Source organism: Pseudomonas sp. MG-9 (genome assembly GCF_018729515.1).
Lineage (GTDB): Bacteria > Pseudomonadota > Gammaproteobacteria > Pseudomonadales > Pseudomonadaceae > Aquipseudomonas > Aquipseudomonas serboccidentalis.
Window position 1 is genome coordinate 78,583 of record NZ_JAHHZH010000009.1, and the last position, 17,794, is coordinate 96,376.

Below are 17,794 nucleotides of genomic sequence, written 5' to 3' on the forward strand. Positions count from 1 at the left end.
CAGACCATGCCCAATTCCCCTCTGACACCGGGTCAGTCAGTGCAGACGCCTTCTGCTCCGGCCAATCAAAGTGTCCATTACGCGTTCATCAAAAAAGCCCTGCCGGCCTGGTTGCTGAAAACCTCGCCGTCACGGGTCAACGCCTTGAAGGGCGTCAAGCTGACCCTGCCCGACTGGCACCGCCAGGCTGCCGCGAGCGCCCACGCCCAACTGAAGGATGAGGTACAAAAAGCCTGGAGCGCCCAGAGCGATGTCGATCAGGCCCTGAGCGAACTGCAGGATATCCAGGGGTTTGCCAAACCCTTGCTGCAAAAGGCCTTGAAGGAGCGCTTCGGCATCGAGGATGACGTCGAACAGACCTGGTTGCGGCTGTACATGCCGGCCAACACCTCATGGTGGGCCCATGATTTTGCCTCAGGCAAACGCAGCCGCACGGTGTCCCTGCTGGAGGCCGCCCTGCACAATTTTTCCAGTGACGAAACCTTCAGTGCCGACTCCGAGTTCATCACCCGCCCCGACGCTCGCGGGCATTTCGAGGTCAAGCCGCTCAAGGCCAGGCTCAGCATCAAGCAGTTCCAGGCGTTGTGCCGCGAGCTGAATATCGGCGCCAGTTACCAGCGCCACCTGCACGAGTTCGTGCTGTCGAAGAACCGTGTGGCCAGCAATTACCTGCGCATCAAGGTCATCGAGAGTCAGAAGCAGACATTGCGTGCCGCCGCGCGCATGGCCCTGATGAAAAAGGACATCGATCAGCGCGGGTTCGATGTGATTCAGGGGATGATCGAAGACCGTGCGAAGGTGCTGTGGCAGGGTCGGGCCGTCGGCTATCACAACCTGAGCATGATGGACACAACGCTGACGGGCATCATCCTGATTGCCCCCGAACTCATCTCCGCTACCCAGCCCGTTCCGGTGATGGCCTACATCCCCCATGACCCGGAGCACCCGCTCAAGCAGTACCCGACATCGCTGGCGTTCATGAACGAGTTGTCCCGGCAACTGCGCGACACACAATCGTCGGTGTCCTATCAGCAGTTCTTCAGGCAGTTCGTCCCCCATCAACAACGCGGTTATTTTTTTGCCCGGCTCAATGAGCGACTCAGCAAGGTGAAGTGGCAGCCGGTGCCAGCGGGTTCCAGCATGCCGACCTGGCGTGAAACGCCGGTGGATAACCCCAATCTGCAATTTCGCCTGTCGAAGATTCAGGACGATCGCGAGACCCGCTTCACCGGGGATCTGTGGAAATATTTCTATCAGCAGAAACTGAACAAGATCCTCAACGATGCCCGGGAAATCGCCATTTCCACCGAATACGCCGACCGCATGGCGCGTTGGGCCTGGTGGGACAACCTGGAAAAAATGCTCTCGGACATGCTCAATCTTGCGTTGCTGGTGGCCGTGCCGTTCGTGCCCGGACTGGGCACCTTGATGCTGGCCTACACCGCCTATCAACTGACAGACGAGGTGATCGAAGGCATCGTCGACCTTGCCGAGGGCCGACTGGCCGAAGCCGGGGAGCAACTGATCGGCGTGCTGGAGAATGTGGTGCAGTTGGGCGTGTTTGCGGCGGGTACGGCGGTGGGCAACGTCGCGCTGGGCAAACTCTCGCCGTTCTTCGAAGGCTTGAAGCCGGTGCAATTGGCCGATGGCCAGACACGCCTGTGGAACCCTGACCTGAGCCCTTATCGCCAGCCGGAATCGGCGCTGACGCCGCAAAGCCGAGCTGATGCCCAAGGCTTGCATCTGCAAGGCGAAAAACGCCTGCTGCGTGTCGATGAGCAGGTGTTTGAAGTGGACAAGCACCCGGTGACCGATGAACACCGGATCCGCCACCCGAAACGTCCCGAGGCTTACTCGCCAACGCTCAAGCACAACACCCGTGGTGCCTGGGTCTGCGAAACGGAAAACCCGCGCCAGTGGCAGGGGTCGCAATTGATGCGCCGGATCGGCCATGCCACCGATGGCTTCACGGACAGGCAACTGGAGCAGGTGCGCCTGCTGACCGGCACCGACGAAGACGTGCTACGACGCATGCACGTGGAAAATGCGCCGCCCCCGCCCCTGCTGATCGACACGCTGGAGCGTCTGGGCAGCCATCCCGCACCGACCGAAGCGGCCACCGCCAATGCGCCCGAAGTGGATCAACTGCTGGTCGACTGCCCGCAATTGAGCACGGTCCTCGCCGAGCGCGTCATTGCGCAGGCCCGGCCGCTGGAGCTGCAACAAATCACCGAGCGCCGCACAATACCGTTGCGCTTGAAGACCACCGCCCGCGAGCTGCAGTTCGAGCTGCAATCGGTCAGAGCCGTTCAGGGCTTACACCATGAAGCGTTGAGCAACATCGACAGCGAACGCCTGCTCCTCGGCACTTTGCGACGTCACAGCGACACCTTTGGCACACTGCGTATCGACATCCGCGAGGGCACCTTCGATGGAGAGCTGCGCTGCACGGCCGGTCCCGAGTCGGCCGAGCGGCATCGAGTGCTGGTGCGCATCGCCGACGATCGTTATCAGGTACGCGATGGCGATGACCAGCCGGTTCACCAGGCCTGCGGTTTGTATGATGCCGTTCTCTATGCGGCAGAACACCAGGGGCGCAGCGTGCTGGGTTATCGAACCGGTGAGGTCGGGCAGTTCAAACAATGGATCATCGCCAAAACCACAACCCCCGGCGTACGGCGCAGCGTGCTGGCCGAGTCTCCCGTACGGCCGGTTGTCCAGCACGATATACAGCTGTTGCTGCGCGGCGGCGCCTTGAGCCGCGAAGGCGCCACCTTGCACGACCGTATCGGCGACCTGTATCCGCATTTCAATCAGCGCGAAATCGATACCTTCGCCGATGCCCTGACCGAACAGGGTGAACCCCTCAAAGCCATCGAAACCCATGAAAACGAGTTGGCTGAATTACGCGGCATTCTCCAGCACTGGCGCGATGTGCAAACGAATCACGTGGGAAGGCGCCTCTACGCCTTCCTCGACGGCGGCGGGGACCATCTCTTCGAACGCTTGCTGGCCTGTTTCGAACGCGAAAATCAGGAGCTGGGCAACCGCGCCGATCCATCGTTCTATGCACTGGACCTTTCCCGTGAACTGCTTTCCATCAACCTGGAAACCTGGTGGGCCAAGCGTCCGGCGTTGAAGAAGTTCCTCGACAGAGTCACGGTACTCAATCTCGACAACACACGTTTTTCCATCGACGAAAACAGTCTGCTCAAGGACTTCCCGAACCTGGTGGAACTCAGCGCCAAATATTGTGAGCTGACGGCGTTGCCCGCTCGCCTCGGCACCACCCTGCGCCGCCTCGAACGCCTGCGCCTGAGCAACAACCACATCGTTCTGGACGCCGCAGCCGTCGAACGACTGCGCAGCCTGACCTACCTTGAAGTGCTGAAAATGGACGACAACCCGCTGGACCTGTCGCCCGACCTGTCGCGCATGCCCCGACTCAAAGTGGTCGCGTTGAAAAATACCGGCCTCAGCGCATGGCCCGAAGGGATTCTGGCCAAAACCAGGCCCCGGGGGTTTCTGCTCGACCTGCGGGGCAACCCGCTCACGCAATTACCCGAGGTGGTGGAAGGCTCCGATGCGCAATGGCTGGTGGCCCGCACCCGGCTGGATGTCGCCGCATTGTCGGAGCTCAATCAGATACGCTACCAGGCCCATCGCCGCGCAATGATGTTGCCACCCGAACCGATCATGCCCGTCGATCCGGCCAGAAACACCTCTATCGTCTCGACCTACGGCGCCGACTCTTGGGGCGACGTACCGGGCTGGGGCGTCGACCGGGAAACCCCGTGGTCGGAACTGGTGGATGAACCTGCCGCGCAGCCGTTCATGGCCACCCTGCTCGGTGTGCGTGACTTCGCCGACTACCGGGCCGGCGGCGCGGCCCGCGAGCAACTGATGCAACGGGTCTGGCGCATGCTTGACGCCGTGCACCACGACACCGCGTTGCGCGAAAAACTGTTCGTCATGGCCGTGGCGCCGACGGATTGCGCCGATGCCGGAGCCCAGTTGTTCAACCAGATGGGCATCAACGTGCTTGTCTCCGAGGCCTACGCCTACACCCTCGACGCGAAGGCGCTGGAGCGCCAACTGGTGACACTCGCCAAAGGTGCGGCGCGGCTCAAACATGTGAACGAAGTTGCCCGGGCGGATGTCGCCAGCCGTGACGGCGATCCCGACGTCGTCGAAGTCTACCTGGCTTACCAGACCGGACTGGCCAGGCGCCTGAACCTGCCCTGGCAATCGGAAAGCATGCTCTATCGTCGGGTGTCAGGTGTCACCGACGCGATGATCGACCAGGCTTACGACACGGTGCTGGCCCTTGGCGAAGGCGATGGCCTGGTGGACCAAATGCTTGAACAGGCGTTCTGGCAAACTCATCTGGAGCAGCGCTACCCGGTTCGCCTGGCCGCCAATAAACAGCATTATCTGAATCTGTCCGAGAAGCTGGAAACGTTACGTATCAAACAACGCGAATGGCTGGACACCACGACATCAGGGGTGTATCGCATCCAATTACGCAGCCAGCTGCGCGAACTCGCCCATGACCTGACCCTGCCGGACACCGTCGTTTTGGCTGATCAACCCCTCAGCAACGCGATCTACGAGCGAGTGGTGATTGATCTGGTCGACGATGAAAAGCAACTGTCGCGACAATTGACCCGCGAAGCCTTGAGGCGCGCCGGCCAGTAAAATCGTAAACGGACCGACAGCCTGATGATCATCGTCAGGCTGGCGGTTCGTTGCAGCCATTTGCCTGACCGCTGCCAGCGACAGGATCAGGGTGCGGCCGCGCTGAAAATCAGGTTGACACTGCCGTAGTAAGTACCCGGCCTGTAGCCCCCGGCCGGAACCTTCGGCTGTATCTCCAGGGGGAAGCGTCCACCGGCCATGGCTTGTGCGGCGCTCACCACTTCCCGCGGTTGCGGATCGTGGCTCAGCTCCCGACCGTTGAAACTGACGCGCAGGTAGATCTCCTGGCCGTCCAGCCCGTTGGACAGGTAGGGCTGTGAATCCAGCCGGGCCTGGAGTGCACTGGTGTCGTGCCTGACATCGAAGTTCTTGCGCAGTCCGCCCAGCGTCGAGTTGCTGATGTTCCACGGCAAGCTTTGTTGCAGGTGAATCCAGTTCGATTCGGCGGGAATCACATAGAAGCCGAGGGTCGGAATATCCACCGACACTTCGAAGGTGCGTTCCTCCCTCGCCGCAAATACCGGGGCACTCATCAGCGCCATCACGCCGATCCACAGGGCAATGGGTGATTGCTTGATCATGTCGGGTTACCTGTTGCGTTAAAAATATCCGGCCCGCCAGACGCTCGCGATGGCGTTACTGACTGGCGATGCGCAGCGTCTTTTTGGCCGAGCCTTCGATCAGTTTGAAGCGGTATTCACGGCCAGGCTGCTTGTCGAACTCGAAGGTTTTACCGGCCAGCACGTGATGCTTGGTGGTCGGCTCGCACTCGGTTTCCTTCTTCAATGAGCAGTTGCGAAACTCATCGATCACCACCACGGTGTTGCCGTTGTTGCGCAACCGGTAAGTGCCGGCGCTGTCCTCGACCACACTGTCGAAACGTGCGTTGGTCGGGCGCACGAAAAACACCGTGCCGAACCCGGTCATGACGTTGACCCCCGCCGTCAACGTTTCCTTGTAGGCCTCACGTTCTTCGCCAGAGACGGCAAACTCGTCTTCCTTTTCCGGCACCACCGGTATGAAGCGCACGCGGAAATAGCGTTCGGTGTCGCGGTTGCCCATCAGCAGCAGGCGCGTGCCCTGCATGCCCTTGGCCGGCACGATCAATCTTGCCGGGCTGGCCATCAAGCCATCACGGCCGGTGTCATTGGCCTGTACCTTGACCGGCACCTCACGATGACTGCCATCGGCGTCGTAAATGATCTCGAGGATGTTGACCTTGACGAAGGCCGTGCTGTCGCCGCTGTTGAATACCCGCTTGAGATAGGTGCTTTTGTCCGCGTCCAGATAGTCGTAAACCGTTCCGACATTGATCTGCGGCCCGGCCTGAATCGCCAGAGAACACACGCTCAATCCCACCATTAATCCCAGCCGTCTCATACCCTTGTACCTCTAGTCATTGAACACAACACTTGCGCGGCCCATCAGATTTCCGAGTCCCAGATCACCGTGACGGAGCCGGAATAAGGGCTCGCTACGCTGGCGCTCAGCATCCAGTCCACTTCGTCTTTCGGGACTTCGAAGTGCAGGACGCCGGGGGCTCTATCGACGTAAAAGCCGGGCTTGAATATTTGCGCGTTATTGGCTCCGGTCTGCAGACGCCGGTGCTTGACCGGTTGCCCGGCCAGATCGGTCAAGCCATTGGGCAAGCTGACGCTGACCTGCAACTCGACCGCTCGCCGGCCTGCGGCGTCCTCGATCACGCAATCGAGCGTCGTCCATCGCTTGCATTCGATGTACATCTTGAAACGCGATGACGCGGAAATCTGAAAGGTCTGGTCGCGAAACAGCCGCACCGGTTTGCGTCCGGCCTGTAACCAGCCCTGCCAGCCACCGGCAGGCACCAGCTCGAACTTTTCACCACCGGGCGGGATGTCGACCTTGAGGGTGTGTTGAACTTCGAGGTTGAAATTCAGGGTCAATGCAGAATCATCGGGCCGCATGACATCACCCATGTCGAAATCCTGATTCGGCCCGACGTCAAAGGTAATCGATCCGTTGTAAGACCCACTTTTCATCGCCAACGGATTCGGCGTTCTCAATTGATAACCGATGACGAGGTACTGGTATCGAAAGGACCGTGGTATCTCGAATAAAGATTGCTTTGCGCATACCCCCGCTCCAACGGGCACTTTCCAGAAACTATTGAAACCAAAATTTCCCACGGTCGACCACCCGACTCCCTGGCACGGTGGTGGGGCATACATCCAGGATCCGCCCCTCCAAAGCCGGTCCCATCCGGGTCCTCCCGACACCCCGGTCAAGTCGACGACCGACACCGGTAGCAGCGACTCATGTCCGATTCCCGCAATCCGGACCTCGACTGTCTGGCTCTCTCCAGAGGAGTGAACAACGCGCACAGGCCGCCAGTTTGACGGGACTTTGGCCATCCCGCCTTGCCGAGGATCGGCATGATTGGCGCGGATTGGTGCGTTGGCCGTAAATGAAATCGGCACAATCAAACTGAATAGACCTTCCGCCTCACAAGCCCATGGCACCTGAAGACAGAAACCCTGAGACGGGGTCTTATTCACGAATTCATTTTTATGGGGAGCCGCCGAGTCCGGTGAAAACGTAGCGTCAATATTCAACACCGCTGCATTCGTCGGTAATGAACTCACTCCATACAACACTGCCATCAGCATCGCACGACTGAGTTTTTTTCCTGGTCTGGTCAATATTTTCATGTCAGTCAGCTCGCCGTAGCGTCCTTGTGAGCAGCACTCGCCAACGTATCCGGCGTGCAACGCAAATCGCCGATCATCAACACGTTGTTTTCGCTGCGGTGTTTGTCGACATCCAGACGGAACTGGCACAGCAACTGGTCGGCATAACGCACCTCAAGCGTTGGCGAGGCGGTTTTCATTTCCATGGAGAAGAAGCCATCGACCTCGCTGACCCCACGGCTGGCGTGGTTGATCACGTGGTGCCCCTTGAGCGGTCGCCCCTGCGGGTCGAGCAAGCGCCCGAGCACGGTCAGGGTTTTCATTACGCGCACCTTGCGGTACTCCACCCCTCCCTTGTTCAGGTGATAGCGGGTACGTGCCGGTTCGATGCTCGCCGCCGGCACGTGATTGCCTTCGAAGTCGAAGCTCACCGAGCTGCTCTTGTAGGCCGTCAGCGGTATGAAATTGCGTCCGGGGCGCAGGGCGGCGCTGCCACCGCTGAGGTCGTCGGCGCGCAAGGCGATGCCGTCGATATCGGACTCGACATCGACGATCATCCCGGCACCGCGTCCCTGATGCTGACTGGTCAAGGCCAGGCGCTGGCCACCGACCACCAGCGTGCTGTCGAGGTTCAGGCCGCCGGTGAATTTGTTGTTGAACGACGAACGCTGAACAAAACCATCGCCGTTGATAGCGTCGGTGCGAAAGTTCGCCAGGCTCGACAGACCGACGCCATAAGTGTCGGTGAGCGCCGTCACCGACACGCTCTGCAAAACGTGGTCCTGCAGGTCTTTGCGGTAGCCGAGTGAGCCATTGTTGTCGCGGCTGCCGTCTCGGGCGGTGCGGCTGCCGATGCTGCCGGAAAGCTGCTGCCCGGGACTGCCGAGCGCCAGATTGAGACTCAGGTCGACGCCGCGATTGCGCGCATCGCCACTGCTGTAGCTGCCGGGACGATCGAACAGTGACAGGCGCCAACTGCCGTCGCTGCCAAACAATTGGGTGCGTTGCGTCCAACCGAGGTCGACACCGACGCCTTCGACGTTGCCTTCACTGTGGGAAACCCGCGCATTGAGCGAACTCTGGCGGCTGATCCGGTGACTCAAGCCCAACGATGAATTACTGGTTTCGCCGGTGAACACATTGCGTTGTCGTACCCGCGTGCCGTCGGGCAGGGTGTCGTAAGTATTGGTGGTGTCGAGCCAGCTGCGGTTGTGGCTGATCACCACACTGCCGGCGCTGTAGCTGTACAAACCTTGCAGGTCGGCACCCGTGCCGTGGTCCTGCGTCTGGTACAGGTTGGCGTAGAGGCTGATGCTGTTACCCAGTGTCCAGTCGATGGAACTGCCGTATTGCAGCGTGTCCTGCACCTGACGTGCCGACAGTCCGAGTATCACGCGGGGGTGCAGCAGGTAGTTGACCGAGGCGCCTGCGGTGGCGCTGCCGTTGCTTTGCTGGTCCCAATTGCTCAGCAGTTTGCTTTCCTGCCCGGCAAACAGGTTGTAGCGCCAGCGCTCATCATGGTTGCGCCAGTTATTGGGCTTGTAGATCAGCTCCTGGGTAGTCGAGGTGATCTGGCCGTCTTCGATCAGCCGCACTTCCACTTCGTAGATACCGCCGGGCAACGGGCGGGTGTCGAGGGTCTGCAGGCCGGCGGGCACCGCTTGCGTATTGATCAGCAGGCCATCGCGGTAGATCTCCACCGAACCCTGGCGGTTGGCCGTGACATACACCGGGTACACGCTGGGTGTCGGATTGTCGATGGCCAGGCTGTCGGAGCTGCCATACATCACGCCGACGGCGGTGTCGGGGCTGGTGCCGAATGAGCGCGGCTGACGCGTCAGACCTTCGGAATTGGGGGTGAAATAGCCCAGGCGGAAAAAACTGCCCTGTAGCTCGCGCTGGGTATAGAGCTCATGCACGGCGTGATAAGTCTTGTCGTCGGGCCCACCGAGCCGTGCCAGTTGCATGTTGAAGCTCTGGCTCCAGCTCCCCAGGCTGGCACTGGCCTCCAGACCGAAACGGCCGCCCAGGTCCTGATCCTGGCCACCGTTGAGGTTGAGTTGATGACGCACCATCAGGCCACTGCTGCCGCCTTCGGGCTGGTCGTAGTAACGCTTGGCTTCACTGTCGCGCTCGGCATTGGCGGTGACGATCGACAGCAACGAGTTTTCCAGGTTGTAGTGCACCGCGAGCATCTGCTCCGGGCATTGCCCGTTACAACTGCCCAGCGCCACCCCCGGTTTGAGAATCTCGGCCCAGGTCTCGCGCTCACTGACGCTGAAGCGGCTGTCGCTGGTGTCGGTGAATTCGAGCAAAGTCACCCGGTCATCGCGCGACAAGACAATCATGGCTTCGCCCAGTGGTTGTTGATCAAGTTCCACCCGAACTGCCAACGGCACATCGAAGAAATGTTCTTCGAACTCCGCCGGCAAACCTTTGGCCTGTGCCAACAAACTTCGCGGCGTATTATCAACGGACATGGGCGCCGCAAATGCACTGCTACATAACAGCAGCGCAAGCGCTGTCGCGATGGGCGTCATCGGGAACATGGAAAGTACTCTTTTTTCAATAATTCGAAGCTCGGCCGACAAACCACAAAGTTTGCCGACCGATTACGCCACTTTTAAAAAGTCAGCGTTTTCTCGTCGCAGTGATACTTAGACGGAAGGTTCGACCACCAGCATGACCACACCGGTAAAGTCGCCGGCAGCAGGTTTGCCGGTCACGCCTTTGGCCGAGATCTTGAACGGGGCGCGGTAGCGGGTGTTGGACTCGTCCTTACCGACGACTTCCTGAGAAGTGGCGGTGAGTTCCTTGCCATTGAGCTCCACCTTCAGGTCGATGGTGCTGCTGCCGGCGATCAGCTTGGGCACGCCTTCCAGACGCGCGTTCACCTTGCCGGCGGTGTGCAGCACATCGAAGTGGCCGTTGACTTCACGCATGGCGTTGGTGGCAGGGTCGAAGCTCATGTCCTGATCCTTGTTGACCAGGTCCGAATCGACTGGCACTGCATAGAAATCATCGGCTGGCACATGAGCAACGATATTGATGGAGTGCCTGGCTTCAGTGGCCGCGAACGCCATCGAGGAACTCAGAGCCAGAACAGCCAGCGGAGCAGCAAATGCGATTTTCTTGAACATCTTTCAGTACCTGTTTTTTTAAATAAGAAGGCTAAGTATTAAAAGTTTCGCGAAAGCAAAACGTCATCAAACGTTTTGTTCCAGCGAAAGTTTTAATGCCGAAAGATGATCAAGCAAATGCGCTTCGAAGTAAGCCGGAAACTTCCCACAGGGGTGTAGCCCGAAGGACATCACCTCAGAGTGAAAAAACCGCATTATTTAGAAATTTATCTGAGCGACTGTAAGAGCCAGACTACAGCACGCCAATCAACTGGCCGAGCAGGCCACAACTAACACGGCAACTTCCGTCAGACATGGACCACACTTCCCGTCAATAAAGAGCGAAACCTTACTTTAGAGAGTTAGCACTAATCTGCGCGTTTGCCAGGCCATTGAAAACCCCATTTTTTTGATCAATAGCCTCCATTCGTCGGTCCGCTTCCGTCGCCGGCGCCAAGCGACCATCCGTCAGAAGCCCTTGCTCACTCATAAAGATATATCTTAAGTTGTATCTAAACACGACAGAGAGAAGGAACAATGAGAGACCATCATTCCCCCCACCGTGATCACGGCGACGGCTTCGAGCGCCGCCCGGGACGCGAACGCGGCGGTCGCGGCCCACGGGTATTTGCCCCCGGCGACCTGAAATTACTGCTGTTGGCACTGATCGCCGAACAGCCGTGCCACGGCTACGACCTGATCCGCCAGATCGAAGGCATGTTCGACGGCGCCTACAGCCCCAGCCCCGGCGTGATCTACCCGACCCTGACCTTTCTGGAAGAAAGCGACTTGATCAGCGGTGACGCCGACGCCGGCAAAAAACGCTACAGCGTGACCGACGCCGGTCGTTTGTCTTTAAGCGAGCAAGCCGTCGCGCTGGACGGCGTGCGCATGCGCATCGACGTCAGCAAGCGCTCGTTGCGCGGCCATGATCGGCCGCCGGAAATCCACGAAGCCGTGCACAACCTGCGCCACGCCTTGCAACTGCACCACGGGCGCTGGAGCGCCGAAGAAATCCTGCGCGTGCGTGACCTGCTCAACGACACCGCCAAAGCCATCGTCGACGGCCCCGCCGTTCAATCTGCCCCGGAGAAAGCCGAATGACTGCAGTCGAGACCCAAACCATTCACCGCGTGATGCACGAAATCAAACGCCGCAAGTTAGAGGTATTGCGTGTGGTCGACCTGACCCCGCGCATGCGCCGCATCACCCTCGGCGGGCCGGAACTGGCCGGGTTCATCAGCCTGGGCACGGACGATCACGTCAAGTTGCTGTTCCCGCAGAACGCCGAACAGGCCGCCGCGCTGGAAACCCTGGTGCTCGGCGCCGGCAAAAGTGAGGTGCCGATGCCCGCGATGCGCGACTACACACCGCGCCGATACGATCTGGAAAAACTCGAACTGGACATCGACTTCGTCCTGCATGGCGACGGCCCCGCCTCGACCTGGGCCGAGCAGGCCCAACCCGGGCAGTTTCTGCACATCGGTGGGCCGCGCGGTTCGATGATCGTGCCGGACATCTTCGACAGCTACCTGCTGATCGGCGACGAAACCGCCCTGCCCGCCATCGCCCGTCGTCTCGAAGGCCTGGCTGCCAATCGCAAGGCGCTGGTGGTGATCGAAGTGGAGAACGGTGGCGAGCAACAGGTGCTGGAGAGTGCAGCGCAGGTCAATGTGATCTGGGTGCTGCGTGAAGGCGGCAAGGACAACCTGTTGACCACCGTCAAACAGTTGCAGGTGCCCAAGGGCAATCTGTATGCCTGGGTGGCGACGGAGACCAAGGTTTCGCGGCAGATACGCCGGGTACTGATTGATGAGCATGGGCTGGACGAACAGCTCATCAAAGCTGTGGGCTACTGGCGGGCCGAAGGTACTTCTGAAGAGGAGTGATTTTTGCTACTCACCCTCAACTTGAGGAGTGAACTCAATTGTGGCGAGGGAGCTTGCTCCCGCTCGGCTGCGCAGCAGTCGCAAAACCTGTACTTGCGATTTACCTGATGCAATGTGATTGCAGCATTTGGGGCTGCTTCGCAGCCCAGCGGGAGCAAGCTCCCTCGCCACAGGATGTTTCTTGATCTCAGGATCGAAGGCCGCGCCAGCGATCGAGGCCAATCACCAGCAAACCGATCAGCACAAACCCCAGCAATATCCCCCCGGCATTGATGAACACCTGTGCATAACCGAGCAACGCCACATCAATGAACGGGTACGCATACGCGCCGAGCTGATGCCCGCGCAGCAACGCGTAAATGAAATACACCAGCGGGTAAATCAGCCACACCGGCAGGTGCCACAGGCGCAATGTGCCTTTGGGCACGCAGCACCACCAATAGCCAAGAAACAGCAGTGGCATCACGTCGTGCAGCAATTCGTCAGCCACAAACTGCCAGCCCTCGGGGTGCCATAAATGCCGCAGCAAAAGGCTGTAGGCCAGGCCGACCAGCGCGATGCTCACCGCCACCCCACTGCTGACCCACGGCTGCAGAAACCAGCGCTGCGCAGCGGACTCGCGGCGGGTGACCGCGCACGTCAGTACGGTCGCCACCAGGGTATTGGTCAGTACGGTGAAGTAACTGAAGAAACTCACCAGCCCACCCAGCAGACTGGCGTCGACACTCAGCCGCGCAAGGAAAATCAGGTACAGCTGAATGCTCAGCCCGGCCCAGCCGAGGCTGGCGATGAGCATGATCAGGCGTCGCCGCAAAACGGCGTCCATCTCAGAGCGGTCGCTTGGTGCGCATCAGTTTCACGTACAAGCGCTCGACCTTTTCCCGCGCCCATGGGGTTTTGCGCAGGAACGTCAGGCTCGACTTGATGCTCGGATCGCTCTTGAAGCAGCGGATATCGATGCGCTCGGCCAACCCCGACCACTCGTAATGCGCCACCAGCGCATTGAGGATCTGTTCGAGGGTTACGCCATGCAGCGGATCGGGAGTGTGGTCGTTCATGCCAGGCCTTTGGGCGAAGTGAAAATGCAGAAGCCGCGCACCTTAGCCGAGGGGGGGCTGAGGTGGAAGTGGTTCCTTCAAATGTAGGTCAAGAGCAAAAGATCGCAGCGTTGCGCAGCGCCTGCATTGGAGCGCGATCCCCTGCAGGAGCTGCCGCAGGCTGCGATCTTTTGGCACTGTTACAGATTGCGAAAAGCTGCATGTCCACAAAACCGCTTTGTCTTTTTGTTACAGATCATTATCCTGCCGCCCTTCGGCTGAATCGCTTCACTGCCTGCGTCAAATTGAAGCGCTCGGTTTACCCCCAGAAAACACCAAAAAAAGACTGACCCATGCCTGATTTTTCCTTCTCCCGAGACAGCGCTATCTCAGCCCTGTGCCTGATTGGTGGCTGCACTGCCTTCGGCCTCGTCACCTGTGCCCAAGCAGCCCCCGCGTTCGACAGTGAGTCACCGTACATGCTCGGTGACTGGAACGGCACGCGCACAGAACTCTCGGAAAAAGGCTACGACTTCAAACTCGATTACACCGGCGAAATGGGCAGCAACCTGCACGGCGGCTACGACCACGATCGCACCGCGCGCTACAGCGACCAGTTCGGTCTGGGCACGCACCTGGACCTGCAAAAGATCCTCGGCTGGGACGATGCCGAGTTTCAACTGACCATCACCAAGCGCAGCGGCAACAACATCAGCAACGACCGGATCAACGATCCGCGCGTTGGCGGCTTCACCTCGGCGCAGGAAGTCTGGGGCCGTGGCCAGACCACGCGCCTGACGCAGATGTGGTATCAGCAGAAATTCTTCGACCAGAAACTCGACATCAAGGTCGGCCGTTTCGGCGAAGGCGAAGACTTCAACAGCTTCCCATGCGACTTCCAGAACCTGGCATTCTGCGGCTCGCAGGTCGGTAACTGGGTCGGCGGCATCTGGTACAACTGGCCGGTCAGCCAGTGGGCGCTGCGGGTCAAATATCACCTGACGCCAGAGTTGTACGCCCAGGTCGGCGCTTACGAGCAGAACCCGTCGAACCTTGATCGCGGCAACGGCTTCAAACTCAGCGGCAGCGGCACCCAGGGCGCCGTGTTGCCAGTCGAACTGGTGTGGACGCAGAAGCTCAATGGTCTGCCGGGCGAATACCGTGCCGGTTACTACTACAGCAGCGCCAAGGCCTCTGACGTCTATAAAGACCAGAACGGCCAGCCTGCCGCACTGAGCGGCGAAGCCTACCGCAGCGCGTCGAGCAAACACGGCGTGTGGTTCGGTGCCCAACAGCAAGTCACCAGCATCGCCAGCGACCACTCGCGCGGCTTGAGTGTGTTTGCCAACGCCACCATGCACGACAAGAAAACCAACGCGATCGACAACTACGTGCAGGCCGGTGTCGTCTACAAAGGCCCGTTCGATGCCCGCGCCAAGGACGACATCGGTTTCGCCCTGGCCCGCGTGCACGTCAACCCGGCCTTGCGTAAAAACGCCGAGGCGAGCAATCAGGCGCACGCCGTCTACGACTATGACGATCCGTCCTTCCTGCCACCGCAGGACACCGAATACAGCGCCGAACTCTATTACGGCGTGCACCTCGCCAACTGGCTGACCGTGCGCCCGAACCTGCAATACATCCGCCATCCGGGCGGCGTGGACAAGGTTGATGACGCACTGATCGCGGGGATCAAGATCCAGTCGTCGTTCTAAACGATTTACGCAAATCCATTGTAGGAGTGAGCCTGCTCGCGATAGCGGTGTTCCAGGCGACATCTCCAGTGACTGAAACACCGCTATCGCGAGCAGGCTCACTCCTACAACGAATGAAATTCGTTAGCTACACAAGTTTTATCTGAACCATGCCTGCGCCCAATCGTCATCTACAGTGACTACTGCGCGGGACTACTTGAAACGTCACGGAGAATCACACTATGAGCACCGAAAGTGCTTCGAGTCGGGGCCGTCTGTTACCGAGCCTGCTCGGCATTCTGCTTCTACTGATGGGCCTGGCCATGCTGGCCGGGGGAGTCAAGCTGAGCATGCTCGGCGGCTCGCTGTACTACCTGCTGGCCGGTATCGGCATTGCGCTGACCGGCATTCTGTTGCTGCTGCGTCGTCGTGCAGCGCTGGGCCTGTATGCCATCGTGCTGTTCGCCAGCACGGTCTGGGCCCTGTGGGAAGTCGGTCTGGACTGGTGGCAACTGGTGCCGCGTCTGGCCCTGTGGTTCGTCCTCGGCATCGTGATGTTGCTGCCGTGGTTCCGTCGTCCATTGCTGCTCACAGGCCCGGCGCCAATGGGCACTGGTGGTCTGAGCGTGGCCGTGGTTCTGGCCGGCGTGACCGCTTTGGCCAGCCTGTTCACCCACCCGGGCGAAACCTTCGGCGAACTGGGCCGCGACACCGCGGACATGACCAGCACCGCGCCGCAAATGCCTGAAGGCGACTGGCAGGCCTATGGCCGCACCGAGTTCGGTGACCGCTACTCGCCGCTCAAGCAAATCACTCCGGCCAACGTCGGCAAGCTGCAAGAAGCCTGGCGCATCCAGACCGGCGACCTGCCGACTGCCGATGACCCGGTGGAGCTGACCAACGAAAACACCCCGCTCAAAGCCAACGGCATGATCTATGCCTGCACCGCGCACAGCAAAGTGCTGGCTCTGGACCCGGACACCGGCAAAGAACTGTGGCGCTTCGACCCGCAGATCAAGAGCCCGGTGGGCTTCAAGGGCTTCGCCCACATGACCTGCCGTGGCGTGTCGTACTACGACGAAGCCGCTTACGCCAAGTCTGAAAACGCCGCGTCGGCCGTCATCTCCGAAGCCGGCAAAGCCGTCGCTCAGGCCTGCCCGCGTCGCCTGTACCTGCCAACTGCAGATGCCCGTCTGATCGCGCTGAACGCCGACACCGGCAAGATCTGCGAAGGCTTCGGCAAAAACGGCGTGGTCGACCTGACCCAAGGCATCGGCCCGTTCACTGCCGGTGGTTACTACTCCACCTCGCCGGCGGCGATTACCCGTGATCTGGTGATCATGGGCGGTCACGTGACCGACAACGAATCGACCAACGAGCCATCGGGCGTGATCCGCGCCTTCGACGTGCGCGACGGCCACCTCGTCTGGAACTGGGACAGCGACAAGCCGGACGCCACCGAGCCATTGGCCCCGGGTGAAACCTACAGCCGCAACTCGGCCAACATGTGGTCGCTGGCCAGCGTCGATGAAAAACTCGGCATGGTCTTCCTGCCACTGGGCAACCAGACCCCAGACCAGTGGGGCGCTGACCGCACCCCGGGCGCCGAGAAATTCAGCGCCGGCATCGTTGCTCTGGACCTGGCCACCGGTAAAGTGCGCTGGAACTACCAGTTCACCCACCACGACCTGTGGGACATGGACGTTGGCAGCCAGCCAACCCTGCTCGACATGAAAACCGCCGACGGCGTGAAACCTGCGCTGATCGCCCCGACCAAACAGGGCAGCCTGTACGTCCTCGACCGTCGTGACGGCACGCCGATCATTCCGATCAAGGAAATCCCGGTACCGCAAGGCGCCGTGAAAGGCGACCACACCGCACCGACCCAGGCCCGTTCGGACCTCAACCTGCTGGCCCCGGAACTGACCGAAAAAGCCATGTGGGGCGCGAGCCCGTTCGACCAGATGCTGTGCCGCATCCAGTTCAAGGAACTGCGCTACGAAGGTCAGTACACGCCTCCGTCGGAGCAAGGCAGCCTGATCTACCCGGGTAACGTCGGTGTGTTCAACTGGGGCGGCGTCTCGGTCGACCCGGTTCGCCAGATGCTGTTCACCAGCCCGAACTACATGGCCTTCGTGTCGAAAATGGTGCCACGTGCCGAAGTGGCCGCCGGCAGCAAACGCGAAAGCGAAACCGCTGGCGTGCAACCAAACACTGGCGCGCCATACGCGGTGATCATGCACCCGTTCATGTCGCCATTCGGCGTACCGTGCCAGGCCCCGGCCTGGGGCTACGTCGCCGGTATCGACCTGACCACCGGCAAAGTCGTGTGGAAACGCAAAAACGGCACCAGCCGCGACAGCTCGCCAATCCCGATCGGCTTCACCCTGGGCGTGCCAAGCATGGGCGGCTCGATGGTCACTGCAGGCGGCGTCGGCTTCCTCAGCGGCACCCTCGACCAGTACCTGCGCGCCTACGACGTGAACACCGGTAAAGAACTGTGGAAATCGCGTCTGCCGGCCGGCGGCCAAGCGACTCCAATGACCTACACCGGCAAGGACGGCAAGCAATACGTGCTGCTCGTTGTTGGCGGTCACGGTTCGCTGGGCACCAAGATGGGTGACTACGTGATTGCGTACAAACTGCCGGAATAAGTTTTAACGGCGGTAAAGGAAAGGCGATGCTCCGTGA

Annotated in this window: 13 protein-coding genes; 6 read left to right on the forward strand and 7 right to left on the reverse strand. The window is 60.2% G+C overall.

All coding sequences use genetic code 11. The features are described from left to right. Window positions 1–6: 6 nt before the first annotated feature. Window positions 7–4,698 (forward strand): NEL-type E3 ubiquitin ligase domain-containing protein, encoded by a 4,692-nt coding sequence (locus KKQ10_RS22395; protein ID WP_215502298.1) that lies wholly within the window; start codon window positions 7–9, stop codon window positions 4,696–4,698. Between the two features lie 86 nt (window positions 4,699–4,784). On the opposite strand, the gene KKQ10_RS22400 is transcribed toward KKQ10_RS22395, so the two are convergent. The 5 genes from KKQ10_RS22400 to KKQ10_RS22420 all read right to left on the reverse strand — a co-directional run bounded on the left by KKQ10_RS22400 (window position 4,785) and on the right by KKQ10_RS22420 (window position 10,504). Beyond that, a complete protein-coding gene (locus KKQ10_RS22400) occupies window positions 4,785–5,279 on the reverse strand; it encodes a CS1 type fimbrial major subunit (protein WP_127648249.1) in 495 nt (164 codons plus the stop codon). A 55-nt stretch (window positions 5,280–5,334) separates the two neighbouring features. After that, window positions 5,335–6,078 (reverse strand): molecular chaperone, encoded by a 744-nt coding sequence (locus KKQ10_RS22405; RefSeq protein WP_215502299.1) that lies wholly within the window; start codon window positions 6,076–6,078, stop codon window positions 5,335–5,337. A 44-nt stretch (window positions 6,079–6,122) separates the two neighbouring features. Next, window positions 6,123–7,385 (reverse strand): hypothetical protein, encoded by a 1,263-nt coding sequence (locus KKQ10_RS22410; RefSeq protein WP_215502300.1) that lies wholly within the window; start codon window positions 7,383–7,385, stop codon window positions 6,123–6,125. A gap of 5 nt (window positions 7,386–7,390) precedes the next feature. After that, window positions 7,391–9,913 (reverse strand): TcfC E-set like domain-containing protein, encoded by a 2,523-nt coding sequence (locus KKQ10_RS22415; RefSeq protein ID WP_127648246.1) that lies wholly within the window; start codon window positions 9,911–9,913, stop codon window positions 7,391–7,393. A 108-nt stretch (window positions 9,914–10,021) separates the two neighbouring features. Further along, window positions 10,022–10,504, reverse strand: coding sequence for a CS1 type fimbrial major subunit (locus KKQ10_RS22420; RefSeq protein ID WP_127648245.1), 483 nt, complete (start codon window positions 10,502–10,504; stop codon window positions 10,022–10,024). A 516-nt stretch (window positions 10,505–11,020) separates the two neighbouring features. Between KKQ10_RS22420 and KKQ10_RS22425 the strand changes: the two genes are divergently transcribed. Together KKQ10_RS22425 and KKQ10_RS22430 are read left to right on the forward strand one after the other, a co-directional pair. Further along, window positions 11,021–11,587, forward strand: a complete 567-nt coding sequence (locus KKQ10_RS22425) for a PadR family transcriptional regulator (RefSeq protein ID WP_127648244.1) — start codon at window positions 11,021–11,023, stop codon at window positions 11,585–11,587. Further along, the gene (locus KKQ10_RS22430) at window positions 11,584–12,372 is read left to right on the forward strand and encodes a siderophore-interacting protein (RefSeq protein WP_215502301.1); all 789 of its coding nucleotides are present in this window, start codon (window positions 11,584–11,586) and stop codon (window positions 12,370–12,372) included. Before KKQ10_RS22425 ends, KKQ10_RS22430 begins: the two co-directional genes overlap by 4 nt. A gap of 187 nt (window positions 12,373–12,559) precedes the next feature. On the opposite strand, the gene KKQ10_RS22435 is transcribed toward KKQ10_RS22430, so the two are convergent. Beyond that, entirely contained in the window at window positions 12,560–13,198 is a 639-nt protein-coding gene (locus KKQ10_RS22435) for a Pr6Pr family membrane protein (protein ID WP_215502302.1), read from the reverse strand. A gap of 1 nt (window position 13,199) precedes the next feature. After that, window positions 13,200–13,430 carry a VF530 family protein gene (locus KKQ10_RS22440; RefSeq protein ID WP_003227831.1) on the reverse strand — a complete coding sequence of 77 codons (231 nt, stop codon included), beginning with the start codon at window positions 13,428–13,430 and terminating at the stop codon, window positions 13,200–13,202. A 62-nt stretch (window positions 13,431–13,492) separates the two neighbouring features. Between KKQ10_RS22440 and KKQ10_RS22445 the strand changes: the two genes are divergently transcribed. The 3 genes from KKQ10_RS22445 to KKQ10_RS22455 all read left to right on the forward strand — a co-directional run bounded on the left by KKQ10_RS22445 (window position 13,493) and on the right by KKQ10_RS22455 (window position 17,757). After that, entirely contained in the window at window positions 13,493–13,759 is a 267-nt protein-coding gene (locus tag KKQ10_RS22445) for a hypothetical protein (RefSeq protein WP_215502303.1), read from the forward strand. Between the two features lie 3 nt (window positions 13,760–13,762). Beyond that, window positions 13,763–15,124, forward strand: coding sequence for a carbohydrate porin (locus KKQ10_RS22450; protein WP_215502304.1), 1,362 nt, complete (start codon window positions 13,763–13,765; stop codon window positions 15,122–15,124). Between the two features lie 221 nt (window positions 15,125–15,345). Continuing rightward, window positions 15,346–17,757 (forward strand): glucose/quinate/shikimate family membrane-bound PQQ-dependent dehydrogenase, encoded by a 2,412-nt coding sequence (locus tag KKQ10_RS22455; protein ID WP_215502305.1) that lies wholly within the window; start codon window positions 15,346–15,348, stop codon window positions 17,755–17,757. Window positions 17,758–17,794 lie beyond the last annotated feature (37 nt).

Bases quoted from the DNA above. Each gene is read 5' to 3' on its own strand.
- KKQ10_RS22395 (WP_215502298.1), top strand. From the start codon at position 7: ATGCCCAATTCCCCTCTGACACCGGGTCAGTCAGTGCAGACGCCTTCT.
- KKQ10_RS22400 (WP_127648249.1), bottom strand. From the start codon at position 5,279: ATGATCAAGCAATCACCCATTGCCCTGTGGATCGGCGTGATGGCGCTG.
- KKQ10_RS22405 (WP_215502299.1), bottom strand. From the start codon at position 6,078: ATGAGACGGCTGGGATTAATGGTGGGATTGAGCGTGTGTTCTCTGGCG.
- KKQ10_RS22410 (WP_215502300.1), bottom strand. From the start codon at position 7,385: ATGAAAATATTGACCAGACCAGGAAAAAAACTCAGTCGTGCGATGCTG.
- KKQ10_RS22415 (WP_127648246.1), bottom strand. From the start codon at position 9,913: ATGTTCCCGATGACGCCCATCGCGACAGCGCTTGCGCTGCTGTTATGT.
- KKQ10_RS22420 (WP_127648245.1), bottom strand. From the start codon at position 10,504: ATGTTCAAGAAAATCGCATTTGCTGCTCCGCTGGCTGTTCTGGCTCTG.
- KKQ10_RS22425 (WP_127648244.1), top strand. From the start codon at position 11,021: ATGAGAGACCATCATTCCCCCCACCGTGATCACGGCGACGGCTTCGAG.
- KKQ10_RS22430 (WP_215502301.1), top strand. From the start codon at position 11,584: ATGACTGCAGTCGAGACCCAAACCATTCACCGCGTGATGCACGAAATC.
- KKQ10_RS22435 (WP_215502302.1), bottom strand. From the start codon at position 13,198: ATGGACGCCGTTTTGCGGCGACGCCTGATCATGCTCATCGCCAGCCTC.
- KKQ10_RS22440 (WP_003227831.1), bottom strand. From the start codon at position 13,430: ATGAACGACCACACTCCCGATCCGCTGCATGGCGTAACCCTCGAACAG.
- KKQ10_RS22450 (WP_215502304.1), top strand. From the start codon at position 13,763: ATGCCTGATTTTTCCTTCTCCCGAGACAGCGCTATCTCAGCCCTGTGC.
- KKQ10_RS22455 (WP_215502305.1), top strand. From the start codon at position 15,346: ATGAGCACCGAAAGTGCTTCGAGTCGGGGCCGTCTGTTACCGAGCCTG.